Source organism: Alloactinosynnema sp. L-07, assembly GCF_900070365.1.
Lineage (GTDB): Bacteria > Actinomycetota > Actinomycetes > Mycobacteriales > Pseudonocardiaceae > Actinokineospora.
Genome location: NZ_LN850107.1, coordinates 5,651,756 through 5,675,765, shown reverse-complemented (window position 1 = coordinate 5,675,765; position 24,010 = coordinate 5,651,756). Strand labels below are relative to the sequence as shown.

Genomic DNA, 24,010 nt, shown 5'->3' with positions numbered 1-24,010 from the left:
GCCGCCGTCGCCGCGTGTGGGGGCGGTCACGCCGGGAACACCGCGGTCGGGCCGCTCGTTGGGGGTTCAGGAAGGTTGAGCGAGGGCGACTCAAGTCTGGAGACTGAGTCAGCTAGGCTCAACTTCGCATAAGCAGGCTACAAGCAGGAGGAAAGACAATGGCGCGTGCGGTCGGCATCGACCTGGGGACGACCAACTCTGTCGTCGCCGTCCTTGAGGGCGGTGAACCGACGGTCATCGCCAACTCGGAGGGTTCTCGGACCACCCCGTCCATCGTGGCGTTCGCCAAGAACGGTGAGGTTCTGGTCGGCCAGCCCGCCAAGAACCAGGCCGTCACCAACGTCGACCGCACGGTCCGGTCGATCAAGCGCCACATGGGCGAGGACTGGCACACCGCCGAGATCGACGGCAAGGCCTACACCGCGCAGGAGATCAGCGCCCGCGTGCTGATGAAGCTCAAGCGCGACGCCGAGGCCTACCTCGGTGAGACGATCACCGACGCGGTCATCACCGTCCCGGCGTACTTCGAGGACGCCCAGCGGCAGGCCACCAAGGAGGCCGGGCAGATCGCGGGCCTCAACGTCCTGCGCATCGTCAACGAGCCCACTGCGGCCGCCCTGGCCTACGGCCTGGACAAGGGCGCCAAGGAGCAGACCATCCTGGTCTTCGACCTCGGCGGCGGCACGTTCGACGTCTCCCTGCTGGAGATCGGCGACGGCGTCGTCGAGGTCCGCGCGACCTCCGGCGACAACCACCTCGGCGGCGACGACTGGGACCAGCGCATCGTCGACTGGCTGGTCGAGAAGTTCAAGGCGAGCAACGGCATCGACCTGACCAAGGACAAGATGGCGCTGCAGCGCATCCGCGAGGCCGCGGAGAAGGCGAAGATCGAGCTGTCCAGCTCGAACAGCGCCAACATCAACCTCCCGTACATCACCGTCGACGCCGACAAGAACCCGATGTTCCTGGACGAGACCCTGACCAGGGCCGAGTTCCAGCGCATCACCGCAGACCTGCTCGACCGCACCCGCGCGCCGTTCAACAACGTCGTCAAGGACGCGGGCGTCCCGGTCGGCGACATCGACCACGTGGTGCTCGTCGGCGGCTCCACCCGGATGCCCGCCGTCGCGGAGTTGGTCAAGGAGCTGACCGGCGGCCGTGAGGCCAACAAGGGCGTCAACCCCGACGAGGTCGTCGCCGTCGGCGCCGCGCTGCAGGCCGGTGTGCTCAAGGGCGAGGTCAAGGACGTCCTGCTGCTCGACGTGACCCCGCTGTCGCTGGGCATCGAGACCAAGGGCGGGGTGTTCACCAAGCTCATCGAGCGCAACACCACCATCCCGACCAAGCGCTCGGAGATCTTCTCCACCGCCGACGACAACCAGACCACCGTGGGCATCCAGGTGTTCCAGGGTGAGCGCGACTTCGCCTCCGACAACAAGAAGCTCGGCACCTTCGACCTGACCGGCCTGCCGCCCGCCCCGCGTGGCGTGCCGCAGATCGAGGTCACCTTCGACATCGACGCCAACGGCATCGTGCACGTCGGCGCGAAGGACCTGGGCACCGGCAAGGAGCAGTCGATGACCATCACGGGCGGCTCCGCGCTGCCCAAGGAGGACATCGACCGCATGGTCAAGGACGCCGAGGCGCACGCCGAGGAGGACAAGAAGCGCCGCGACGAGGCCGAGGTCCGCAACCAGGCCGAGACGCTGGTCTACCAGACCGAGAAGTTCGTCAAGGACAACGACGACAAGATCTCGGCCGAGGCCAAGGAGAAGGTCAACGCCGCGGTGATGGAGGCCAACACCGCGCTCGCGGGCACCGACATCGCCGCCATCAAGGCCGCGATGGAGAAGCTGGCCACCGAGTCGCAGGCCATGGGCTCGGCCCTCTACGCCAACCCCGGCGCCGAAGCGGCCGATGGGCAGGCATCCGACGCGAAGCCCGCCGACGCCGCCGACGATGTCGTCGACGCCGAGATCGTGGACGACGAGAAGGAAAAGAAGTGAACGAGCTTGCGAGTTCACCAATCGACACAGTGACCGTTCGAACGGCTCCGAGCGGTAGCGAGGTGCGAAAGTGACCGATCAGCACAACTCCGAGGGCGAAGAGCCGCGGGTGGTCGTGCGTGATCGGCGGCGGATCGACCCGGACACCGGGCAGGTCCGCACCGGTTCGGTGGACGCGGAGGTGCCCGCCCCGGCGGGCGCCGACGCCCCGGCCGAGCCGGAGCCCGCGCCCGAGGTCGACCCGGCCGCCGAGTTCAAGGCCCAGCTCGACGAGCGCACCGCCGACCTGCAACGCCTGCAGGCCGAGTACGCCAACTACCGCAAGCGCGTCGACCGCGACCGTGAGGTCGTGGCCACCGCCGCCAAGGCGCACATCGTCACCGAGATGCTGTCCGTCCTCGACGACATCGAGCGGGCCGCCGCCCACGGCGACCTGACCGGCGCGTTCAAGGCCGTGGCCGAGAAGCTCGCGGCCACGCTGCAGAAGTCGGGCCTGGAACCGTTCGGCCACGAGGGCGAGCCGTTCGACCCGTCGGTGCACGAGGCCGTGCAGCACAACACCTCCACCGAGGTCGACGGGCCCACCGTCACCGGCGTCCTGCGCCGCGGCTACCGCTTCGGCGACCGCGTGGTGCGGGCGGCGCTCGTCGCCGTCACCGACGCGGAGACGGTGTCCGCCCCAGCGGTGGCCGTTGTCGACGGTGTCATCGAAGCCGAGCTCGAAGAGAACTGAACGGGAGGAGGGGACGTCCGATGAGTGCTAGGGACTGGATCGACAAGGACTTCTATCGCGAGTTGGGCGTCTCCTCCGACGCGGGCGACGCGGAAGTCAAAAAGGCATACCGCAAGCTCGCGCGCGAACTCCACCCGGACGCCAACCCGGGCAACACCGACGCCGAGGCCCGCTTCAAGGCGGTGTCCGAGGCCTACGGCGTGCTCGGTGACCCGGAGAAGCGCAAACAGTACGACGAGGCCCGCTCGCTGTTCGGCTCGTCGGGGTTCCGCCCCGGCGGCTTCGGCTCTGGCGGCAACTTCGACTTCGGCGACGTCTTCGGCGGCCAGAGCGGCCAGCCGGGCTTCGGCGCGGGCGGCGGCGGTTTCAGCGACCTGCTGGGCAACCTGTTCGGCCGCGGCCGAGCGGGCGCCACGGCCGCGGGCTCCCGCCCCAAGCGCGGGGCCGACGTCGAGACCGAGGTCCGCATCGACTTCCTGGAGGCCGTCAAGGGCGCCACGGTGCCGCTGCGGCTGTCCAGTCCGTCCACATGCGACACCTGTCACGGCTCGGGCGCCCGCCCGGGCAGCATCCCCAAAGCCTGCGAGACCTGTGGCGGCGCTGGCCTGGTCAGCCGCAGCCAAGGTGCCTTCGCCTTCAGCGAGCCGTGCCGCGACTGCCGCGGCACCGGTCGCCTGATCGACGACCCGTGTGTCGACTGTGGCGGCGAGGGCGTGAGCACGAAGATCCGCACGCTGACGGTCCGGATCCCGGCCGGGGTCGAGGACGAGCAGCGCATTCGCCTCGCGGGGCAAGGGGAACCCGGCAGGCACGGAGCCGCGGCGGGCGACCTCTATGTCCGCGTGCACGTCACGCCGCACTCGGTGTTCGGGCGCAGCGGGATCGATCTGACGTTGAAGGTGCCGGTGACGTATCCGGAGCTCGCGCTCGGGACGACGCTGACGGTGCCGACCCTGGACGCTCCGGTGTCGCTGCGGGTGGCGCCCGGGACCGCGTCCGGCCGCGTGCTTCGGGTGCGGGGCAAGGGCGTCGCCAAGCGCGACGGGCAGACCGGGGATCTCCTGGTGACCCTCGCGGTGACGGTGCCGCCCGCGTTGGACGACGCGGCGAAGTCGGCGCTGGAGGCCTATGTGGCGGCCAGCGGCGACCATGACCCGCGGCCGGACCTGACGGCGATGGTGCAGAAGGCGAGGGAGTCGTGAACCCGTTTCCGCCCGGTGCCGATGAGGACACCCCGGTATTCGTGATCTCGGTGGCCGCGCAGCTGTCCGGGCTGCACGCCCAGACGTTGCGCGGCTACGACCGGCAGGGGCTGGTTTCCCCCGGACGCACGTCCGGTGGGGGGCGGCGGTACTCGATGCGGGACATCGCCCTGCTTCGCGAGGTGCAGCGTCTGTCGCAAGAGGACGGTGTGAACCTCGCGGGGATCAAGCGGATCATCGAACTGGAGAACGAGGTCGACGCGCTGCGCGACCGGATCGCCCAGCTCACCGAGGAGATCGCCGCCGCATACGCCGCCGCGGAGCAGGCCGCCGCCGCGATCCACCGGTCGTACCGCAATGACCTGGTGCCGGTTCGGCAGCAGACCGCGCTGGTGGTGTGGCGGCCGCAGCCGCGCCGCTGACCTACCAGGCGGTCTTGAGGTCGGCGTGCTCGCGAACCCACGCGTGCATCACGATCCCGGCCGCGACCCCGGCGTTGATCGACCGGGTCGACCCGAACTGCGCGATCGACACCAGCAGGTCCGCGCCTGCCCGCGCCTCGGCGGTCAGCCCGGGCCCTTCTTGACCGAAGATCAGCACACATCGCCGCGGCAACGACGTCGTCTCGATCGGCGTCGACCCCGCGGTGTTGTCCACGCCGACCACGGCCAGTCCCTCGGCTCGCGCGAACTCCAGCAGCGAGTCGACCGACGCGTGATGATCGACGTGCTGGTACCGGTCGGTCACCATCGCTCCCCGGCGGTTCCACCGCCGCCGCCCGACGATATGGACCGCCCGCGCGGTGAAGGCGTTGGCGGTGCGGACCACAGTGCCGATGTTGTGGTCGTGCTGGAAGTTCTCGATCGCGACGTGGAAGTCGTGGCGTCGGGAGTCCAGGTCCGCCACGACGGCGTCGCGGCGCCAGTAGCGGTAGTGGTCGACGACGTTGCGGCGGTCGCCCTCAGCCAGCAGCTCGGGGTCGTAGCGCTCGTCGGTGGGCAACGGGCCCTCCCACGGGCCGACGCCGACGGGGTCGCCGAAGACCCATTCGGTGGGGCCGGTCACCTGGCGGCGACCGTGGGCGTGCGCCACCTCAGGTACGCGCCCACATACGAAACGATCAGCACTATCAGTGCTCCGATTGCCACGACGTGAATGTAGTCGGCGGGGAAGAGCACGCCGATGATGTAGTGCTCGTTGAAGCCGCCCGGGAGGTCGCCCAAGCCTTGCTGCCTGCGGAAATGGTTCTCCAAGGCGGTCAACGGGCACGGCACGGGGAACACGTTGACGAGCACGCCCCAGGCCGCGAAGAACACGTGCAAGAAGATCGACCTCGGCCACCTCCAGGCCAGGAACCCGCCTAGACCGATGTAGAGCAACGCGATGAAGTGGACCACCATCGTCGCCCCGGCGAGCACACCGGCCATGCGCACCCTCCTGCCCCAGATACCTTCCACGGTACCTGGGACAGGCGAAAATCACTGGTCAGACAGCCCAAGATCGGCAAGATCAAGCAGATACCGGTAGGGCAGCCCACGGGCCTCGATCGCTTCGCGGGCGCCGGTTCCGCGGTCGACCACGGTGACGACGCCGACGACGACCGCGCCCGCCTCGTCGAGGGCGTCCACCGCGGTCAGGACGCTGCCGCCGGTCGTGGAGGTGTCCTCGACGGCCAGGACCCGCTGGCCCGCGACCTCGATGCCCTCGATGCGGCGCTGCATGCCGTGTTCCTTGAGCGCCTTGCGCACGACGAAGGCGTCGAGCACCTCGCCCGCGTTGGCCGCGGCGTGCATCATCGCCAGCGCTACCGGGTCGGCGCCGAGGGTCAGGCCGCCCGCGGCGACGTAGTCCCAGTCGGCGGTGGCCTGGCGCAGCAGCCTGCCGATGAGCGGGGCGGCGGCGTGGTGCAGGGTGGCCCGGCGCAGGTCGACGTAGTAGTCGGCCTCCTTGCCGGACGCCAGCGTCACGCGGCCGTGGACAACAGCGAGTTCGGAGACCAGGCGGGCCAGTTCACCCTTGGCGGCCAGGTCGACAGTCGGAGCGGTTCGCACGGGTCCGTAGCCTCTCACGCCGGTCAGTTGAACCCGCGACTGTCCTGCTTGAGCGCGGTGTCGACGGTCAGCGCCGACGCCACGACCATGCTGATCAGCGGGTCAGGCAGCGGGCGGTGGATCTGCAGGACGTAGTTGTCCGCGGTGGTGAACAGCGTCTTGGCGAAGCCCTCGAACGTCTTGGTGATCCGCGCGACCTCGGTGCCGGTGTGGTCGACGATGGCGAAGTTCCACGCCCGCCAGTTCTCCGCCTGGATCGCGCCGATCTGCTGGCCGTTGACCAGGAACGAGAACCTGATCTTGCCGAAGACGTTGTCCTGGGCGATCTCGCCGACGGGCTGGCCGTTGGGCCGCTCGACGATCATCCGGGACTTGAACACCTTGCGCGGCCTGGTCAGCGCCAGCACCGGCTGGTGGTTGATGTCGCGCACCTCGTAGCGGTGGGTCATGAACTGGTCGATCTCGCCGAGGAAGCGCACGACCTTCTTCAGGGTGCTCTGCCCGACCTGGGCGACGAACCCGATCTGGCGGCCGTGCTGGTCGGACACCGAGTACTCGGCGGCCATCTCGATCAGCTTGACCTTTTGGTTCACGACGAGCACAGGCTCGGTGAACAGCGTGCCGCCGCCCTGGCCGACCTGCCCCACCCCAGCCTTGCGCTGCTGTTCCTTGATCTTGCTCGGGTCGTGCTGACCCTCCAGCGACAGCTCCCACGGGCTCGCGTCGCTGCGCGGGGCCTGCTGCGCCTGCTGGGTGTGGGCGGTCCACTGCGCACCGTCCCACCAGCGCAGCGTCGCGGAGCCTGGATTGTCGGGGTACCAGCCCGGCTGCGGGTTCGTCATAGCCCGAGCCTAACCTCGGTTGCGGCCCGCGGCCGCCCGCTTCTGCAGAACGCGCAGCAGCCCGCGCGGGGCGAACTTCGCGAACCCGACGAGCGCCTTGTACTGGGCGCCGGGGATCGACCGGGACCGGCCGTGCCGTAGGTCGTCGAGGCAGTCGGCGACCACCCGGTCGGCGTCGAGCCAGAGGAACTCGGGGATACGCGAGACGTCCTCGCCCACCCGTGCGTGGAACTCCGTGTGGGTGAATCCCGGACACAGCGCGACCACCCGCACGCCGGTGCCCGCCAGGGTGGTCGAGAGCCCCTCCGACAGCGCGGTCACGTACGCCTTGGTCGCCGAGTACGCCGGGCCGGTCGACGGGAAGTACCCGGCGACGCTGGAGACGTTGATGACCCCGCCGTGTCCGCGCGCCACCATGCCGGGGATGGCGGCCCTGGTCAGCCGCATCACCGTCGTCACGTTCACGTCGAGCTGCGACTGCAGCGCGTCGACGTCGGCGATCCCGAACGGGGTGCTGGTGCCGAAACCGGCGTTGTTCACCAGGAGATCGATGGGCCTGGACTCATCGGCCAGCCGGTCCTCGACCCGCTTGCGCGCCCGCGTCGTGCCCAGGTCGGCGGTCATGGTCTGCACCTGGACCCCGTGCGCGGCGGTCAGCGCGCCCGCTGTCTCCTTGAGCCGCTCGGTGGTCCGGGCGACCAGGACCAGGTCGTACCCGTCGGCGGCGAGCTTGCGGGCGAAAGCCGCGCCGATACCCGCGGTGGCACCGGTGATGAGCGCAGTAGGCATGCGGTCACGCTACTGGGTGGTAATCACCGACGGCAGTGGTCTGTGAGCCGATCAGCCTTCGATCCGCTTGATCGACTCCGGGTCCAGGACGACCGGTTCCACCTCGCCGTCGAACGGGTCGACCACGTCGGCGATCTCGCCGATGCCGCGCAGCAGCCGCTCCAGCCGCGACGGGCTGGAGTTGGGCGCGGCGGCGGCCAGCACCCAGCCCTGTTCGATCCACGCGACGGCGATGTCCTGGCCGATCTCCTCGGTGGCGTCGACCAGGTCCGGGGTGATCATGGCGCGGGCGCCGGAGATGTCGGAGACGAAGGCGTAGCGCTGGCCGACCGGGCCGAGCAGCTCGGGCATGTGCTCGCGCTGGAACGGCGTGCTCGGCACCCACAGCTCGACCACGACCGGATGCACCCGGCGACACTGCACCGCGGCGATCACCGTGTTGACCCGGCCGCCCGCCTCCAGGTCGAACACGTACACCCGGCGCCTGCCGTCGGCGGTGAAGGTCGACCCGGTGACGACGTCGCGGGCCACGCTGTCGCCGTAGTAGGCGATGGCGCCGCCCGACCAGGTGCGCGGCAGGTCTTGATCGGTCTCGGCGAACTGCCAGCCGCGCAGCGCGGCCCAGCGCCGCCGCTCGCGGTTGCGCGAGGTCAGCACGGCGCGGTCGCGCAGCAAGAAGAGGCCGCCCGCGACGAACGCGACCGCGGCGATGACGAACCAGATCCACGCGGGTATGCCCACGTCGAGCAGCGTAGTCGTCGCGGCGCGGTGTTCAAGATCACGGGGGCGTGGCTCGCGTTCTTTCCTTGTTCAGCGCGCCGCGTGGACCCCTCCGGCAGCGGGGTCGCCACTGCGGCACGATAGAAGGTGGAGAGGGGCCGCGGTTGGAGGCGGCCTCTCTCCACCTTTCGTCAGGCCCTGGAAACTACGAGCGCGGTGTTGTCGTCGGTGACGTCGACCAGGACGGTGTCGCCGTCGCGGATGTCGCCCGCGAGCAGGGACTTGGCCAGCTGGTCGCCGATCGCGCTCGACACCAGCCGCCGCAGTGGGCGGGCGCCGTAGACCGGGTCGAACCCGTTGATCGCGAGCCAGTCGCGGGCCGACATGGTGACCTCCAGGCTGAGCCTGCGCTGCGCCAGCCTGCGGCCGAGTCGGGTGACCTGGATGTCGACGATCGAGGTCAGCTCCTCGGTGGCCAACGAGTGGAAGACGACGACGTCATCGAGCCGGTTGAGGAACTCCGGCTTGAAGTGCCGCTGGACGACGCCCATGACCGCGTCCTTGCGCTGCCGTTCGTCGAGGTTGGCGTCGGCGATGACCTGGGAGCCCAGGTTCGACGTGAGCACCAGGATCGTGTTGCGGAAGTCGACCGTGCGGCCCTGGCCGTCGGTGAGCCGACCGTCGTCCAACACCTGCAGCAGCACGTCGAACACGTCCGGGTGGGCCTTCTCCACCTCGTCGAGCAGCACGACGCTGTACGGGCGGCGGCGGACCGACTCGGTGAGCTGGCCGCCCTGGTCGTAGCCGACGTAGCCGGGCGGGGCACCGACCAGGCGGGCCACCGAGTGCTTCTCGGCGTATTCGCTCATGTCGATGCGGACCATCGCCCGCTCGTCGTCGAACAGGAACTCCGCCAGCGCCTTGGCCAGTTCGGTCTTGCCGACGCCGGTCGGGCCGAGGAACAGGAAGGAGCCGGTGGGCCGGTCCGGGTCGGCCACGCCCGCGCGGGCGCGGCGGACCGCGTCGGACACCGCGCGCACGGCCTCGGCCTGGCCGACGACGCGGGCGGTGATCGCGTCCTCCATGCGCAGCAGCTTCTGGGTCTCGCCTTCGAGCATGCGGCCCGCGGGGATGCCGGTCCACGCGGAGACGACCTCGGCGACGTCGTCGGGGCCGACCTCCTCCTTGAGCATGACCTGCTCGCCGCTGTTGGCGGTGACTTCGATCGCCGCGTCGAGTTCCTTCTCCAGCGCGGGAATCCGGCCGTAGCGCAGTTCGGCGGCGCGGCCCAGGTCGCCGTCGCGCTCGGCGCGTTCGGACTCGCCGCGCAGCGCCTCCAGCTTCTCCTTCAGCTCGCGGACGCGGTCGAGGGAGCCCTTCTCGTTCTGCCAGCGGGCGGTGAGCCCGGACAGCGTCTCTCGCTTCTCGGCCAGTTCCGCGCGCAGCGTTGCCAGCCGATCACGGGAGGCGGCGTCGTCCTCTTTGGACAGTGCCATCTCCTCGATCTCCAGCCTGCGCACCGCGCGCTCGACCACGTCGATCTCCACCGGCCGCGAGTCGATCTCCATGCGCAGCCGGGACGCGGCCTCGTCGACGAGGTCGATGGCCTTGTCCGGCAGGAACCGGGCGGTGATGTAGCGGTCGGACAGGGTGGCGGCGGCGACCAGCGCGGTGTCGGTGATCCGGACGCCGTGGTGGACCTCGTAGCGCTCCTTGAGTCCGCGCAGGATGCCGATGGTGTCCTCGACCGACGGCTCGCCGACCAGCACCTGCTGGAACCGCCGCTCCAGCGCCGGGTCCTTCTCGATGTGCTGGCGGTACTCGTCGAGCGTGGTCGCGCCGACCATCCGCAGCTCGCCGCGGGCCAGCATGGGCTTGATCATGTTGCCCGCGTCCATCGCGCCTTCGCCGGTCGCGCCAGCGCCGACGATGGTGTGCAGTTCATCGATGAAGGTGATGACCTGGCCCGCGGAGTCGGTGATCTCCTTGAGGACGGCCTTGAGCCGCTCCTCGAACTCGCCGCGGAACTTCGCCCCGGCCACCATCGCGCCGAGGTCGAGCCCGACGACCCGCTTGCCGCGCAGCGACTCGGGCACGTCACCGGCGATGATCCGCTGGGCCAGGCCCTCCACGATCGCGGTCTTGCCGACGCCGGGCTCGCCGATGAGGACCGGGTTGTTCTTCGTGCGGCGCGACAGCACCTGCACGACCCGGCGGATCTCGGTGTCGCGGCCGATCACCGGGTCGAGTTCGCCTTTGCGGGCCCGGTCGGTCAGGTCGACGCCGTACTTCTCCAGGGCCTGGTAGGTGCCTTCCGGGTCGGGGCTGGACACCCGCGCGGACCCGCGCACCCTGGCGAACGCCTCGCGCAGCGCGTCCGGCGTCGCGCCGTGGCGCTTGAGCACGTCGGCGACGTCACCGCCCTCGGCGGCGAGGCCGACCAGCAGGTGCTCGGTGGAGACGTACTCGTCGCCCATCTCGGTGGCGAGCTTCTGCGCGTGCGTGATCGCCCGCAGCGCCGCCTGGGACAGCTGCGGGGACGAGACCGTCGCCCCGACCGCCGACGGCAGCGCGCGCACCAGCGGCTCCAACTCCTTGCGCACGGTGTTCGGATCGGCGCCCACGGCGGTGAGCAGGGGTGCGGTCAGCCCGTCGGCCTGCGCCAGCAGCGCGCCGAGCAGGTGCACCGGGCGGATGTCGGGATTCCCCGCGGCCGACGCGGCTTGCGCCGCGGCCGAGATCGCCGCCTGAGTCTTGGTCGTCGGGTTGAACGCGTCCATCTGCCACCTCGGTCGGTACGTCCATGTCACGGGTCCAACGCGCGAAAAGTTGAGTCAGTTCCACTCAACTCTAGGGGTGTGGGCCACTCGACGTCTTGGCGTGCTGGATGAACAGCGGGTTCCCGCGCGCGAAAACCCCTCGCCCAACCACGATCACCGGGTCACCCACCCAGCGCAACGCGGCGATTCCCGGTCTGTCCACACCAGGGTGCCAGTTATCCACAAAGCCCAGGAGTCCATCCACAGGCGCTGCGTGAAATTTCCACCGGGACGGTTCACGCGATCGTGGGAAGCCGCCATCCGGGTGGTGGATTCGTCGATCACGGTCACGCAGTGCCGATCAGACCGGCTCCGAACTGGGCAAACTTGGCTGAACAGCCAAGCGAAGGGGAGGTGAACCAGATCACAGTGCGTCGTTGAGCTTGCCCAGCAGCCGCGCGAACTCACGCAGGTCGCCCGTGGGCCACTCCTCGAACTTCCCGCGCAGCTGCTTGCGCCGGTCGGCGCGGACCTCGGCCAGCCGCGCGCTGCCGACAGCGGTGAGCTGGACCAGCCGCGCCCGACCATCGGACGGGTCGGGAACTCGCTCGATCAGGTCCAGTTCCTCCAGTCGGGCGACCTGCCTGCTCACTGTCGACTTGTCCAGCCCGGTCCGCTCGACCACATCGGCGGCGCGCACCGGGCCGATGTCCATCAGGTGCAGCAGCAGGGCGTAGGAGGCGCCGTCGAGACCAGGGTGGATCTTGGCCGCAAGGGTCAGCGACACGCTGCGGGCGCGGCCGAACAGCTTCGACAGCTCACGCTCCAAGTCGTGGGCGGCTTCCTCACGGTCCTCAGTCACATACGGAACGTTATCCGCCGGTCGCGGGCAGGTGAATGTTGGTCTCGCCAAACGATTACGACCATCAGCCGAATGCCAAATCCCCCGGTCGGCTGTCCCTCGATAGGACGAATGGCGATCACTGAACGTGAGGATACGGCACACCTTGGGGTGATCCTGGGCGCCATTTCCCAGATTCCGACTACTCTTAACACTCCGTCGGGGGATGGAAGCTCTAGTACCGTGGCCCCAGACTTACCCGGCGCACGAGAGGTGGAGTCGACCCCCCGACCATGACAGCCAACGCCTTGGTGAGTCCCATTCCGGCCTCCCAACCCCGGACCGAGTCCCCCACCGCCGTGTCCACGATGGTGCGGCTGGTCCGCGAGAGCTTCGCGGGGGTCGAGCCGCACGCCGAACAGGTGGCTCAGTTCTTCTACGGGATGCTGTTCACGATCGAACCATCCATCCGCGAGATGTTCCCGGCCAACATGCAGGTCCAGCGCTCCCGCCTGCTGCGCGCGCTCGTGCACGTCGTGCAGATGGTCGACCGCCCGGATGACTTGGTGCCGTTCCTGCAGCAATTGGGCCGCGACCACCGCAAGTTCGGTGTCGTCAGCACCCACTATGAGGCCGTTGGCATGGCCCTGATCTCCTCGGTCAAGAAGTTCGCGGGCCCAGCCTGGACCGACGACATCGAACGCGCGTGGGCAGAGGCCTACACGATCATGGCCCGCGCCATGCTCGACGCGGCCGCCTCCGACGAAGGCCCCGCCTACTGGCACGCGGAAGTCATCTCCCACGAACGCATCGGCTGGGACCTCGGCGTCGTCCGAGTCCGCCCCCACTACCCCTTGCCGTATCAACCCGGCCAGTACTTGAGCGTCGAAGTCCCCCAACGCCCCCGCCTCTGGCGCTACCTGACTCCAGCCAACGCCCCCCGCGCCGACGGCACCATCGACTTCCACATCCGAGGCGTCGAAGGCGGCTGGGTAAGCCGATCAATAGTCGCCCACGCCCACATCGGCGACGTTTGGAAAATGGGCCCACCCATGGGCCGGATAACTGTGGACCGTGAGAGCGGCAGGGACGTCTTGATGGTGGCGGGCGGCACCGGGTTGTCGCCGATGCGCGCGATCATCGATCACCTGGCCCAGTGGGGCGAGAACCCCCACGTCCACCTCTTCATCGGCGGCCGCATCCGCCAAGACCTGTACGACGTCGCCAACATGCAGAGCATCGCCGCCGTAAACCCTTGGCTGACAGTGGTCCCGGTCGTAGAGGAACCCAACGTGCCAGGCGTTGAACAGGGCACCTTGGCGGATGTCGTTACACGGTACGGAGCTTGGGCGGACAGGGATGTTCTGGTCTCAGGCTCCCCAGGCATGATCAGATCAACAGTCTCCCGCATGCTGGTAGCCGGAACCCCTCTGGACAGGATCACCTACGATCCGTTCACAGTGGACTAAAACCGCAACACACCAACGAGTGTGCTCGTTCGTTGTACGACGATGAGTGCACTCGTTCGGGCTTCGAAGACCGAGCCGCTCCCTCGTCAATCAGCGTCTTATCCGGAAACAGGCCTGTCAATGGCGCCTGCGGCGTCGCTGCGCGATCAGCAAGCTGACCATTGACAGGCCTGTTTCCGGATAAGGGATTGCCAGGACGAGGGTGCTGGGGGAAGTGCAGGGACCTTCGGTCCCCTCAAGCAAGGACCTTCGGTCCCCACAGGGGCCCGAGTTGGGCTGGGTGGGGTTGATCTTGGGTTCGCGTGCGTTGGTTGGTCAGTTTGGGGTTACTTCTACGGGGATGCCGTTCAGTACTGCGTTTCCTGATAGGGCGTCGATGAGTAGTTCGTCTGCCAGCAGGTTTGAGTTGACGCCCGCGTGGGCTGTCGCCACCGCCGTTCGCATTCCGTCCAGGTCGTGGCCCCAGCCATGGGGGATGCTGATCACGCCGGTTCGGATCGTGTCGGTTACCTCGACCGGGACGCGGATCTTCCCCGTCCGTGACCGCACAGTCGCCTCTTCGCCGTCGACCAATCCAAGTCGTTCGGCGTCTGCCGGGTTTACCTGGGCTGTGCAGCGGTTCTTGCCTCGCACCAACGGTTCCAGGTTGTGCATCCAGGAGTTGTTCGAACCCAGTTGACGTCTGCCGATCAGGAGCATCTGTCCATTCGGGACGGTGTGGAGTTCGGCGGCGAGGCGGGGGACGTCTTCGACCAGCGCTGGTGGGGCCAGTTCGATCAGGCCGCTTGGCGTCGCGAGTACGTCGGGTACGCGTGGTTGCAGCGGGCCGAAGTCGAGGCCGTGTGGGGCTTCCTTCAGTTCCGCCAGGGTCACCTTGTATGGACCGCCGCGCAGTAGGAGGTCGATCAGGCGTTCTGGGCCCGTCAGTGCGGGATCTGGTTCTACGCCTGCGCGGGCGGCGACTTGGGCTGCCACGAAGTCGTCCAGTGCCGACACATCCGCGCCTGCGCCGGTGATGATTCCGGTGAGGCGGAGGAGGGTTTCCCATTCCTGGGGGCCGTCGGCGGGGAGGGCGGCGGCGGTCCAGTTGGCGACGTTGCGTACGGCGAACTGGTAGAGGGCGACGTCGTAGTGCGGGCGTTGGAGAGGAGAGGGGCCAGGCAGGATGACGTCGGCGTGCCTGCTGGTCTCGTTCAGGTAAACGTCCAGCGAGATCATGAAGTCGAGTTGGTCGAGGGCTTCGGCTAGCCTGCCGGAGTTCGGGGTGCTCAGGATCGGGTTGCCGCACACCGTCACCAGCGCGCGGACCTTGCCCTCCCCCGGAGTCAGGATCTCGTCGGCCAGAGTGGCTGCCGGGAATTCGCCGAGGACTTCCGGGAGGTCGCGGACTCGGCTGCGCCAGCGGCCGTGGGCGAAGCCGCGGCGTCGTCCTGTTTGGACGTTGGCCTGGCCTGCCGCGGCCAAGGGGAACATCGCGCCGCCGGGGCGGTCGAGGTTGCCGGTGAGGACGTTGAGTACGTCGACCAGCCAGCTCGCCAGGGTGCCGAAGGCCTGTGTCGAGGTGCCGATCCGGCCGTACACCGCCGCGCTCTCGGCGCCCGCCAGGTCGCGGGCCAGGCGCCGGATCTCGGGGGCCGCAATCCCCGTGATCGACTCGACCGCTTCCGGGGTGAACGGTTCGGCCAGGTCTCGGACTTCCTCGACGCCGGTTACCTGGTCCGCCAGCGCGCCCAGGGCCACCAAGTCCTCCGCGAAGAGGGTGTTGACCAGCGCGAACAGCAGGAGCGCGTCGGTGCCGGGGCGGATGGCGTGGTGTTCGTCGGCCACCTCGGCGGTGCGGGAGCGGCGGGGGTCGAGCACGACGATCTTGCCGCCGCGGGCGCGGATGGCCTTCAACCGGCCGCGCATGTCCGGCGCGGTCATCAGGCTGCCGTTGGACACCAGGGGGTTGGCCCCGAGCAGCATCAGATACGACGTCCGGTCGACATCGGGGACGGGAATGCTCATCGGGTCGCCGAACAGGTACCCCGCCGACACGTGCTTGGGCATCTGGTCGACGGTGCTGGCGGAGTAGAAGTTCTTGGTCGACAGCGCCTTGTAGAGCACGCGGCCATAGAGCGCGGTGGACGTGTTGTGGATCGACGGGTTGCCCGCGTAGATGGCAACCGCGTCCTTGCCGTGCTCGGCGATGATCGGCAGCAGCCGGGCCGAGATCTCGGCGAACGCCTCGTCCCAGGTCGCGGTGTGCCACTGGCCGTCGCGCTTGATCATGGGGGTGCGGAGGCGGTCGGGGTCGTGGTGCAGGGCGCCGATCGATGCGCCCTTGGGGCAGATGTAGCCCGCGGAGAAGACGTCGGCGGCGTCGCCACGGACGGTGGTCACCCGATCTTCGTCGATGGTGACGTCGAGACCGCACGTCGCCTCGCAAAGTGGGCATGTGACCTGCTCGGTGCGCATAGCTCCGCCCCTCATCGTCCGGACCGACAGCCTCGCACGACCCGGTGACAAATCCCCGCTCGCGGGACATCGGAAACGATCCAGCCGTCACTATTGGTAGGTGACCCGGGGTACGGAGTACGCGGAGGGCGCTGCCGAGCGGTGCCCTCAGTTGTGGGCGGCCCGCGCCGCCGTGGCCGAGCAAGGTGTCCTCGCTCGGCACCTGCGCAGACTGTGGGCCGTCCCCGGCACCCGCCTCGGCGTCGCGACCTGGCCGTCAACCCCAGGCCACCGCCTGCTGCTGAGCTGGAACTACTGGTGGCAGGCCCACCTGCTCGACTGCCTCATCGACGCCCAACTCCGCGCGCCGAGCCCGGTCCGGCTGCGGACGATCCGCCAGCACATCCGCGGCGTCCACGTGCGCAACCTGGGCAAGTGGACCAACGAGTACTACGACGACATCGCCTGGATGGGCTTGGCCCTGCTGCGCGCCTCCGACGAACTGGGCATCGATACCGAGAAGGCACTCGACGCGATCACCGCCCAGATCCGCGGCGGCTGGACCGACCACGGCGGCGGCGGCATCTGGTGGCGCCGCCACGACACCCTCAAGAACGTCCCGGCCAACGGCCCCGCCGCCATCCTGCTGGCCCGCTTCGCCCAGGACCGCGCCGACCGCCAGCGGGCCCGCTCGATGACCGACTGGATGGACGAGTACCTGCTCGACGACACCACCGGCCTGGTCTGGGACGGCCTCTACGTCCACTCCGACGGCGAGGTCCGCGAACGCGTCGAGGTCGTCTACACCTACTGCCAGGGCGTTTTCCTCGGCGCCTGCGTCGAACTGGCCGCCGACGACCCGTCCGGCGAGTGGACCGAGCGGGCCGAGCGCACGGTCCGGGCCGTGGCGGGCCACCTGGCCGTCGACGGCGTCCTCCCCGGCCGCGCGGGCGGCGACGGCGGCCTGTTCGCCGGGATCCTCGCCCGCTACCTGGCGCTGTCGGCGATCCGCCTGCCACAGGCCGCGGGCGACCTGGCCGCGCGCATGGTGATCACCACCGCCGAGGAGACCTGGCGCAACCGCGGCGTGGCCCGCAGCGGCCCGCTGTTCGGCGACGAGCCGGTCGTCCCCGCGATCACCCCACGGGGCAGGCGCGACCGGCGCGTCGAGCGCGACCTTTCGGTCCAGCTGTCCGGCTGGATGTTCATGGAAGCCGCCGCGCTGCTGGAAGGTCATGCCAACATGGCGCCATGAGCTTGCGCGCGAATCAGTGGCTAGGCGCTGGTCGCGGGTGCCAGTCTCAGGCGAGCCGCTCGACCTCCTGGATTCGACTGTCCAGTCGTGCTGAGTTGACTGAGTCGCTGGCCCGCTTCGAGCGGATGAGCGTTTCTCGCGCGGCGTCGAACTCGCCTGAGCGCGCGTAGGACTCTGCGAGCCACGATAGGTACAGGCCAACCTCTCGTGCGTGTTCTGGCGTATACGAGTCGATCGCGGCCGTGAGCAATGGTTCCGCAGCGGCCGGATGCCCGAGTTCGATCAAACAGCGTCCGGCCATGACGTCGATCTCGCTGCGGTTCATCCAGTAGACCCAGTGCGGTTCTTCGATTCCATCAGATCGCTCCTCGTAGGTTTCGTCTACCTCGTCAAGGATGCGTCGCGCGGCGTCGCTGTTCCGCGCGCGAGCTTCTGCCCACGCCGCACGTTCAAGTAGGAGGGTCTTCACAACAGGAGTCGCCTGTGCCGCGCCCTTTACCGCTGATCGAGCGAGCAGAGCCGCATCGGAGGGATTGCCGATATTGGCCATTTGGTAGCTCAGCGAAGACAGAAGCTGACCGGCAAGCGCTGTGTCGCCAGCGTCGCGAGCCGCGGCCACGCCAGACAGGTATGCCCGTTCGGCGGCGACGTGCCTTCCGGCATCGCTCGTGACCCAACCCGCGAGTTGCGACAGCTCGCCGACGACCTTCAGTAGTCGGCGACCAATGTGTTCGCTATATGAACCATCGGACACGACGTTTTTCGCGTCGTTCAGCTCCTGGGCGACTAGCGGGTGCAGATCCGTCCCGCCGATCACGTCGTCAAGCAGGCGCAGCTCAATGACTCTGGATTCAAGCGTCTGGGTCAGACTTTCCCCAATGCGCCGCCCGGCGTCTTGGTGCAGTCGGGCGGGCTGATCGTTCACCAGCCATTCATGAGCGACCCTCAGTGGATCATCGGGTTCGCCGAAGAGGCTGCCAACCGGTACGCCCAGCGCCCTCGAATAGGCGATGACGTGCTCGTTTCTGACCGGACGCACACCGGTTTCGAGATGGCCTAGAAGTGACTTGGAGTAGTGGGTCTTCTTCGCCACAGCTCCAAGGCTAAGGCCGGCCGCCTCGCGTGCGGCCCGCAGCGAGTAGCCCAGATTGTCCATGGCACCACCTGTAGACGCTTGTAGACGCGTCGAGACTTCCCCGTCACGGCCTGCATTCGCAAGGCTACCCCTAGCCAGTTCTCGGCGATGTCGCTGGCGGCGGACATGACAGGTGAGGAGGTAGTGGGCGTGGTGTCACCGGCAACGACCGTTGTGCAAAGCCCCGCCGTGATTGGCGAGGACGTGGTGCTGACGCCCACGCTTGGCCTGTCCATGGTGCTCAGGCACGCGCGCGACGACAGGCTTAGGTGGATTCCGGCCGTTCCTGATGTTTACGACGGTGGCCATCCGATGAAGCCCTGGTTGTATACGCACCTCGATGTTGCCCTGGCGGACTCCTACATACGTTTTGTGGCCATGGTCAACGGCATGAACGCCTGGTACTCGGGCCTTCTCACCCCAACTGGCGCGTGGCTGATTCCGGTTCTGGATCGACTCCACGAAATAGATATCCGTGCAAGGAAATTTCGGACTCACGGGGGCATCGGGCCGACAGGCGGCGCCCGGCGACGACCCCCGGCGGTCGCCGTTGATTGCTTCTCGCTGGACCCGCACGGCGCCTTGGTCGCCGTGCGGGTCCACCCAAACGTTCGCGGCCGGGGTGGAGGACCGATGAAGATCGTCTTGACCAACCTCAGATGGTTCCAGGGCTACTTCCGTTCGGTCGTGGCCCACCTACAGGAGACGTGCGACGGACTTCCACGCCTGGTCGACCGCGGGGATCAGCACAGGATGGTTTCGGTGGCCGTCTGCGGTGTTTGGCTCAGCGACAACGCTGTGGGGCCTGACTCCGCAGTCGTGCGGTGCGAGGAGTGCCGGGACGCGGCTTCGCGGATTGGCGGGATCGTGTGACAGCCAAACGGCGCCTTGCGGAAGAACTCCCGACACCGGTACATGTGGGAGTCGATCCCGGCATCGAGCCCGATCAGCCGCGCGCCAGTGCGGTTCGCGCTCGCGTGGACCTCCTTCGCTGCAACGGGTTCAGGCTTTCGCCGCTGCCGGGCCTCACTGGTCGGGTTAATGGCCTTTACGCGGTTCGGTACGGAATCGGGCTCATCGACGTGGCCGTCATCCGGGCGTTCGACTGCGTCAGCGCGGCTCGGGTCCTTGACTACCTAGAGGTTCCGTGTAGGGGCGACGAGCAGCCGCCTGTCGTTTGGGCGAAGGTCGGCGACCTTTGGGTGCTCGACCAATTGCGCGAACTCCCGAGTCCGCTTGGCCGACATCGAGGAGCCCGACCTCGACATGCCGCCCCGTGATTGCCGACGCGCTCGATGAGAACCGACCCAGAAGGAGTTGACGTGGTCATCCCTCTAACCATGCGGAGCATCAATCAGCCTGAGGCGGCCGACAGGTGGCTGTTGGCGACGCCGCAGACCATGATCGTTCAGCCGACCAGTCTTTGCCCACTCGCTTGTACCTATTGCTACCTGCCGGAACGGCACCGGAAGCAGGAGATGACGATTGAGACCGCTCGCGCGCTGGCCGAGGGAATCGGCGCCGAGTGGGGAATCGGCAAGCCGCTGGAGATCGTGTGGCATGGGGGCGAGCCCCTAGCGGTTGGTTGCGCGAGATTCCGTGAGCTGCTGGCGCCTTTCGAGGATCTTCGAGCCGCAGGGCGGGTGGTGCACCGGATCCAGACCGGGGCGACGTTGATCAACGACGAGTGGTGCGGTCTGTTCAAGGACTACGACATCGACGTCGGCGTGAGCCTGGACGGCCCGCGGTTTGTCAACCGGCACCGTGTGGACCGGGCTGGCCGCGAGATGTTCGACCGGATCCTGAGGGGGATCGAGTGTCTCAAGGCGCACGACATTGGTTTCACAACCCTTGCCGTCGTTACGGAGGACAGCATCCCGCACGCAGAGGAACTGCTGAAATTCTTCGCCGAACTCGGCTGCTCGTGGATCGGCTTGAACGTCGAAGGCAAGGAGGCCGCCAACGTCGACGGTCAGCCGCCCGCCTTGGAGCAGGCTAGATCGTTTTGGCGCGACGTGTTTCGTTGGAGCGCCGCCAACCCGACGATGACGATCCGGGAGGTCCGAAGCCTCTTCGGGTTCCTCGGCTTGGCGTCGGAGATTCAGAGCGCGGACGGATTGCATGATCCCATTCCCACAGTCGGCTGGAATGGTGACGTGATTCTGCTGTCGCCGGAGCTTCTGGGTGTGCGCTCTGCCGAATATGAGGACTTCGTGGCGGGCAACGTGCGGCGCGAGTCGATCGCGTCCATCGTTGGACGCGCCGCGGAGATTGGTTACGTCCGCGAGTTCATGGATGGCCTGAACGAGTGCAAGCGGACGTGCGAGTTCTGGAACTACTGTCAGGGTGCTCACGCCGGAAACCGGTATTTCGAGCACGGGAATTTCCGTGCCACGGAAACACTCCACTGCCTGACGTCCTTCCAGGCGCCTGTCCTGGCGCTTGGCGATCTGATGAGAGAAGGAGCGAACGAATGACCGTGCTCGAACAGCTTGTGGCCCAGCCGAAACCCATGAAGTGGCAGAATCTGATCAACCGGCACACGCCTCAGACCGGCCACGGCTACCCGGTGGTGCAGGATTGGGGGAGGAAGGGGCAGAGCCACTACAAGGACGGCACGTTCTCGAAGAACTAGCCGAACACGGACCTGCGTGACGAAAGCAGGAGGACCTTGACCGACGAGGAAATCGAGCAGGCCGTCGAGCAACGTCGGCTGTGGCTGCTCGACCAGGTGGACCTGGCTGCGACGCACCTCGGCGCGCAGTTGACGGGCGCTGAGGTGGTCAACACCTACGACATGCGGTCAGCGGGCACGGTCGCAACGGACTCAGGGACGGAGGTCTGGTTGCGGGTCGTTACCGAGGATCCGGACTACCAGCCCGCCTGTCGCTGGGACGGCAACGTCACGGCTAACGCGATCGAGGGTGTGCCCAAACCCGACGTGCTGCGCTGGGTCGACTGGGACAACCGCACCGAGTACCGCAACGGATGTCGAATGCGCGCTGAGGTCATGACCTTGGTCCCGGCGAAAGCCATCGCCCAGGACGCCGTACTGACCACGGATCCGGGCCTACCGGAGACATGGTGGTCCGACGTGCGGACCGCGATCGACGCGCTGGCGAAGAACCCGGTTCCGCCGCGAAGCGAGGTCGACACTGTCGGCTTCACTCTCCGCGGAGTGGAACGTGAGTTCGGCGTGCAGCTCAACGCATCGTTGTTCGACATGGCCGAGTGGACGACCGCTCACGCGGATCTGCACTGGAGCAACATCACAGGGCCTGACCTGTGGCTGTTGGACTGGGAGTCCTGGCGCCGTGATCTCCTCGGGTACGACGCCGCCACGTTGCTCTGCAACAGTCTGCTCGTCCCGCACGTCGCGGACCGAGTCCAGGCTGTGTTCGCCGATCAGTTGGACACTCCGACCGGCAGGCTCGCTTTGCTGGCCGCGGTCGTTCGGTACCTGGCCAACGCGGACGAGGGCGGAATAGGCGAAGCCCTTGCGCCCAGCCTCCGAAAGATCGGCGACGAAGTGTTGGCAAGCATTCGCAAGTAGAACGAACAGCAGGTGATCGGCGGGTCCGCGTCAATGGCGCGGATCCGCCGATCAGAAGCCCCCGGATATTGGCAATACTGCGCCGGTGACGAACGACGCGGCGGGCGTGAGTAGCCAGACCACGCCTTCCGCTATTTCTTCAGGCTCACCCGCTCGGCCAAGCGGGATCTTCCAAGCGAGTCGTTGTGGCCGGTCCGGCATGCCCGCGGCTGCGTGGAGGTCTGAGTTGACCAGTCCCGGCGCGACGGTGTTCACACGGATGCCCCGATCGGCGACCTCTTGCGCCAGGCCGTAAGCGAGAGTTTCCAGAGCTGATTTGCTTGCCGCGTAGTGAACCCACTCGCCTGGCGATCCGCGACGTGCGGCGGTGCTTGACACGGCCACGATAGCTCCGCCGTCGGTCAATCTGCCCACGGCCTCGCGCATACAGAGGAACGCGCCTGTCACGTTCACGTCGAAGACGCGGCGAAAGGTCGCCACGCTCTGGTCGTGGAGTTTGCCGGGGGTGTTTCCGGTGATACCCGCGTTCACTACCAGAGCCGAGAGAGAACCGAGTTCGTCGGCCTGGCGGAACAAGTCGCGGACCTGGTCCTCGTCGGACACATCCGCCCGCACGGTCATTGCGCGCTGGCCGACCGTCCGGACAGCTTCCGCGACGTCCTCGGCCGACTTCCTGTCGTCGGCGTAGTTGACGACGACGTCGAATCCCTCGCGCGCGGCGCGGCGACAGACCGCTGCGCCGATACCTCGCCCGCCTCCAGTAACCACCAGAACCGTCACGCTGCCATCCTGGCACAAAGGCGTTGTGTACCAGTGGAAACACCGGTCCTCTAGATGGAGGTTGACCAAAGCCGCGGTTGAGACCCTCTCCTACGGACTAGCCCAAGAGGTTGCGGGCGAGGGCATTCGGGTCAACGTGGTGGCGCCCGGACTCGTCCACTCCGACCTGCACGCCGCCGCCGGTATGCCTGACCGGCCACAGCGCCTGGCCCCGCGCATCCCGATGGGTCGCGCCGGGCAGCCACCGGAGATCGCCGAGGCGGTCGTGTGGCTGCTCAGCCCGGCGGCATCGTTCGTGACCGGCGCGGTGTTGCCGGTGTCAGGGGGCTTCTGAACGGGGCAGGGGGAAGTGGGCGACCACCGTGGTCCGCTCGACCTCGACCTTCTCCGCCGCGGCGTGGGCCATGGGGAGGCCGACCGGATCGATCTCGGCTTGACCGGTGATCGTCAGCACCACAGCCTCGGCGGAGGCCTCCGCGGTGATCGACAGTGGACCGTCCAAGGTCAACGCCTCCTCGGCGACCAGGACGACGTCGCAGGCCAGCAGCTCCGGCACGTCCCGCCGCAGCAGCCACCGGCTCAGCGACCGCCGGGCGGCGGGCCACTCGGCTGACGACGTGATCGCCAGCTCGGTCGACTCGGATTCCGTGCTCACGTTCATCCGACTCCCTTGGCCGTGCGGAGTCGACGGCTGCCGGACCCTGTCGGAGGGTCGTTCCGTCCTCTGTGGCCGTTACGCGGATTCGCGACCAGGATGTCGGGTCAGCAGCTTGGCGAGGGTGTCGGTGAAGCGTCGGGCGTCCACCCCGGCGGGCGGGACGCCGAAGTAGTCCGCGGCGACGAAGTAGCCGATCATCGCCGACTGCATCACCGCGGCCGCGGCCGCCGGATCCTCGGCCACCAACGGGGTCGGGTCGCCGAACAGCAGGTCGGCCACGCCCATCTCGACGCCGCGGTCCATCATCATCTTCTGGACCGTCTCGGCCACCTGCGGCGCCCGGCCGCGCTCCCACATCAGGATCGCGATCAGCGGCCGAAGGTCGGCAAGGAAGGTCAAGTCCGAGCGCAGCCGCGCGGCGAGTCCATCGGTGATCGGCCCGCCCGTGCTCGCCTGCCGGGTGTCTGGGTCTTTGCGCACCCGGACGAGTTCGCGCTCGACCACGGCGGCCAGAAGTGCGTCCTTGTCGGGGAAGTGGCGGTAGAAGCCGCCGCTGCCCGCCGAGAGCCCGGCCGCGGCTTCGATCGCGGTGACCGGGGTAGCAGCGACGCCGCGCTCGACGAACAAGCCGAGCGCGGCGTCGATGATCCGCTCACGGGTCCCGGTCGCCATAAGGATCAAGCTACCCGCAGGCGCCACCGTCCCCTCGTCGATGGCGACAGCGTCGGACGACCTACTACCCGGTAGCCAAGCGCAAGTATGCAAGACCCGTCTTGCGCGG

General features: G+C 68.0%; 23 protein-coding genes and 1 pseudogene. 11 read left to right on the top strand and 13 right to left on the bottom strand.

Features of this window, described 5'->3' with window-relative positions:
- The first annotated feature begins 158 nt into the window (after positions 1-158).
- From dnaK to BN1701_RS25720, 4 genes are all read left to right on the top strand, one after another.
- Complete coding sequence (gene dnaK / locus BN1701_RS25735) at positions 159-2,006, top strand: molecular chaperone DnaK (protein ID WP_054053020.1); 1,848 nt, start codon at positions 159-161, stop codon at positions 2,004-2,006.
- A 70-nt stretch (positions 2,007-2,076) separates the two neighbouring features.
- Complete coding sequence (gene grpE / locus BN1701_RS25730; RefSeq protein WP_054053018.1) at positions 2,077-2,739, top strand: nucleotide exchange factor GrpE; 663 nt, start codon at positions 2,077-2,079, stop codon at positions 2,737-2,739.
- A 20-nt stretch (positions 2,740-2,759) separates the two neighbouring features.
- A complete protein-coding gene (gene dnaJ, locus BN1701_RS25725; protein WP_054053016.1) occupies positions 2,760-3,941 on the top strand; it encodes a molecular chaperone DnaJ in 1,182 nt (393 codons plus the stop codon).
- Positions 3,938-4,363: a heat shock protein transcriptional repressor HspR gene (locus BN1701_RS25720; protein WP_054053014.1), complete on the top strand. Its 426-nt coding sequence runs from the start codon at positions 3,938-3,940 to the stop codon at positions 4,361-4,363. Before dnaJ ends, BN1701_RS25720 begins: the two co-directional genes overlap by 4 nt.
- Position 4,364: 1 nt before the next feature.
- Here the strand turns inward: BN1701_RS25720 and BN1701_RS25715 are convergent, their stop codons facing one another.
- From BN1701_RS25715 to BN1701_RS25680, 8 genes are all read right to left on the bottom strand, one after another.
- Positions 4,365-5,006: an RNA methyltransferase gene (locus BN1701_RS25715; protein ID WP_231949705.1), complete on the bottom strand. Its 642-nt coding sequence runs from the start codon at positions 5,004-5,006 to the stop codon at positions 4,365-4,367.
- On the bottom strand, positions 5,003-5,368 hold the full coding sequence (locus BN1701_RS25710; protein WP_054053010.1) for a DUF2784 domain-containing protein: 366 nt from the start codon (positions 5,366-5,368) through the stop codon (positions 5,003-5,005). The genes BN1701_RS25715 and BN1701_RS25710 overlap by 4 nt, the downstream gene beginning before the upstream one ends.
- Positions 5,369-5,419: 51 nt before the next feature.
- On the bottom strand, positions 5,420-5,992 hold the full coding sequence (pyrE, locus tag BN1701_RS25705) for an orotate phosphoribosyltransferase (RefSeq protein WP_054053008.1): 573 nt from the start codon (positions 5,990-5,992) through the stop codon (positions 5,420-5,422).
- 23 nt (positions 5,993-6,015) lie between these two features.
- Positions 6,016-6,834: a phospholipid scramblase-related protein gene (locus BN1701_RS25700; RefSeq protein ID WP_054053005.1), complete on the bottom strand. Its 819-nt coding sequence runs from the start codon at positions 6,832-6,834 to the stop codon at positions 6,016-6,018.
- 9 nt (positions 6,835-6,843) lie between these two features.
- Complete coding sequence (locus tag BN1701_RS25695; RefSeq protein WP_054053003.1) at positions 6,844-7,623, bottom strand: SDR family oxidoreductase; 780 nt, start codon at positions 7,621-7,623, stop codon at positions 6,844-6,846.
- A 51-nt stretch (positions 7,624-7,674) separates the two neighbouring features.
- Positions 7,675-8,364 (bottom strand): hypothetical protein, encoded by a 690-nt coding sequence (locus BN1701_RS25690; RefSeq protein WP_054053002.1) that lies wholly within the window; start codon positions 8,362-8,364, stop codon positions 7,675-7,677.
- A 170-nt stretch (positions 8,365-8,534) separates the two neighbouring features.
- Entirely contained in the window at positions 8,535-11,123 is a 2,589-nt protein-coding gene (gene clpB / locus BN1701_RS25685) for an ATP-dependent chaperone ClpB (protein WP_054053000.1), read from the bottom strand.
- Positions 11,124-11,526: 403 nt separating this feature from the next.
- Positions 11,527-11,964, bottom strand: coding sequence for a MarR family winged helix-turn-helix transcriptional regulator (locus BN1701_RS25680; RefSeq protein ID WP_054052997.1), 438 nt, complete (start codon positions 11,962-11,964; stop codon positions 11,527-11,529).
- A gap of 272 nt (positions 11,965-12,236) precedes the next feature.
- On the opposite strand from BN1701_RS25680, the gene BN1701_RS25675 reads away from it, so the two are divergent.
- On the top strand, positions 12,237-13,412 hold the full coding sequence (locus tag BN1701_RS25675) for an FAD-binding oxidoreductase (protein WP_172803320.1): 1,176 nt from the start codon (positions 12,237-12,239) through the stop codon (positions 13,410-13,412).
- Between the two features lie 315 nt (positions 13,413-13,727).
- Here BN1701_RS25675 and BN1701_RS25670 read toward each other — a convergent pair whose 3' ends face one another.
- A complete protein-coding gene (locus tag BN1701_RS25670) occupies positions 13,728-15,869 on the bottom strand; it encodes a molybdopterin-dependent oxidoreductase (protein WP_054052995.1) in 2,142 nt (713 codons plus the stop codon).
- 100 nt (positions 15,870-15,969) lie between these two features.
- Between BN1701_RS25670 and BN1701_RS25665 the strand changes: the two genes are divergently transcribed.
- Complete coding sequence (locus BN1701_RS25665) at positions 15,970-17,103, top strand: glycoside hydrolase family 76 protein (protein WP_369800618.1); 1,134 nt, start codon at positions 15,970-15,972, stop codon at positions 17,101-17,103.
- A gap of 46 nt (positions 17,104-17,149) precedes the next feature.
- Here the strand turns inward: BN1701_RS25665 and BN1701_RS25660 are convergent, their stop codons facing one another.
- Positions 17,150-18,259, bottom strand: a complete 1,110-nt coding sequence (locus BN1701_RS25660; RefSeq protein ID WP_054052990.1) for a helix-turn-helix domain-containing protein — start codon at positions 18,257-18,259, stop codon at positions 17,150-17,152.
- A gap of 87 nt (positions 18,260-18,346) precedes the next feature.
- Between BN1701_RS25660 and BN1701_RS25655 the strand changes: the two genes are divergently transcribed.
- From BN1701_RS25655 to BN1701_RS25645, 4 genes are all read left to right on the top strand, one after another.
- A complete protein-coding gene (locus BN1701_RS25655; RefSeq protein WP_054052988.1) occupies positions 18,347-19,111 on the top strand; it encodes a hypothetical protein in 765 nt (254 codons plus the stop codon).
- A gap of 449 nt (positions 19,112-19,560) precedes the next feature.
- Complete coding sequence (gene amcB, locus BN1701_RS25650; RefSeq protein WP_054052986.1) at positions 19,561-20,715, top strand: cyclophane-forming radical SAM peptide maturase AmcB; 1,155 nt, start codon at positions 19,561-19,563, stop codon at positions 20,713-20,715.
- Entirely contained in the window at positions 20,712-20,873 is a 162-nt protein-coding gene (gene amcA, locus BN1701_RS36000) for a multiple cyclophane-containing RiPP AmcA (protein ID WP_157368222.1), read from the top strand. Before amcB ends, amcA begins: the two co-directional genes overlap by 4 nt.
- 36 nt (positions 20,874-20,909) lie before the next feature.
- Positions 20,910-21,791: a hypothetical protein gene (locus tag BN1701_RS25645; protein WP_054052984.1), complete on the top strand. Its 882-nt coding sequence runs from the start codon at positions 20,910-20,912 to the stop codon at positions 21,789-21,791.
- Positions 21,792-21,842: 51 nt separating this feature from the next.
- Here BN1701_RS25645 and BN1701_RS25640 read toward each other — a convergent pair whose 3' ends face one another.
- Positions 21,843-22,571, bottom strand: a complete 729-nt coding sequence (locus BN1701_RS25640) for an SDR family NAD(P)-dependent oxidoreductase (protein WP_054052982.1) — start codon at positions 22,569-22,571, stop codon at positions 21,843-21,845.
- Positions 22,572-22,635: 64 nt separating this feature from the next.
- Here BN1701_RS25640 and BN1701_RS35995 point away from each other — a divergent pair.
- Positions 22,636-22,905: pseudogene (locus tag BN1701_RS35995) on the top strand (SDR family oxidoreductase); the annotation flags it as partial.
- Here the strand turns inward: BN1701_RS35995 and BN1701_RS25630 are convergent.
- Positions 22,891-23,226: a hypothetical protein gene (locus BN1701_RS25630; RefSeq protein ID WP_157368221.1), complete on the bottom strand. Its 336-nt coding sequence runs from the start codon at positions 23,224-23,226 to the stop codon at positions 22,891-22,893. The pseudogene BN1701_RS35995 and the gene BN1701_RS25630 overlap by 15 nt on opposite strands.
- Positions 23,227-23,304: 78 nt before the next feature.
- A complete protein-coding gene (locus BN1701_RS25625) occupies positions 23,305-23,901 on the bottom strand; it encodes a TetR/AcrR family transcriptional regulator (protein ID WP_054052979.1) in 597 nt (198 codons plus the stop codon).
- Between the last annotated feature and the right edge of the window lie 109 nt (positions 23,902-24,010).

Excerpts from the sequence above, each read along its gene's own strand:
- dnaK (WP_054053020.1), top strand. The coding sequence starts at position 159 with ATGGCGCGTGCGGTCGGCATCGACCTGGGGACGACCAACTCTGTCGTC.
- dnaJ (WP_054053016.1), top strand. The coding sequence starts at position 2,760 with ATGAGTGCTAGGGACTGGATCGACAAGGACTTCTATCGCGAGTTGGGC.
- BN1701_RS25710 (WP_054053010.1), bottom strand. The coding sequence starts at position 5,368 with ATGGCCGGTGTGCTCGCCGGGGCGACGATGGTGGTCCACTTCATCGCG.
- BN1701_RS25700 (WP_054053005.1), bottom strand. The coding sequence starts at position 6,834 with ATGACGAACCCGCAGCCGGGCTGGTACCCCGACAATCCAGGCTCCGCG.
- BN1701_RS25695 (WP_054053003.1), bottom strand. The coding sequence starts at position 7,623 with ATGCCTACTGCGCTCATCACCGGTGCCACCGCGGGTATCGGCGCGGCT.
- clpB (WP_054053000.1), bottom strand. The coding sequence starts at position 11,123 with ATGGACGCGTTCAACCCGACGACCAAGACTCAGGCGGCGATCTCGGCC.
- BN1701_RS25675 (WP_172803320.1), top strand. The coding sequence starts at position 12,237 with ATGACAGCCAACGCCTTGGTGAGTCCCATTCCGGCCTCCCAACCCCGG.
- BN1701_RS25670 (WP_054052995.1), bottom strand. The coding sequence starts at position 15,869 with ATGCGCACCGAGCAGGTCACATGCCCACTTTGCGAGGCGACGTGCGGT.
- BN1701_RS25660 (WP_054052990.1), bottom strand. The coding sequence starts at position 18,259 with ATGGACAATCTGGGCTACTCGCTGCGGGCCGCACGCGAGGCGGCCGGC.
- BN1701_RS25655 (WP_054052988.1), top strand. The coding sequence starts at position 18,347 with ATGTCGCTGGCGGCGGACATGACAGGTGAGGAGGTAGTGGGCGTGGTG.
- amcA (WP_157368222.1), top strand. The coding sequence starts at position 20,712 with ATGACCGTGCTCGAACAGCTTGTGGCCCAGCCGAAACCCATGAAGTGG.
- BN1701_RS25625 (WP_054052979.1), bottom strand. The coding sequence starts at position 23,901 with ATGGCGACCGGGACCCGTGAGCGGATCATCGACGCCGCGCTCGGCTTG.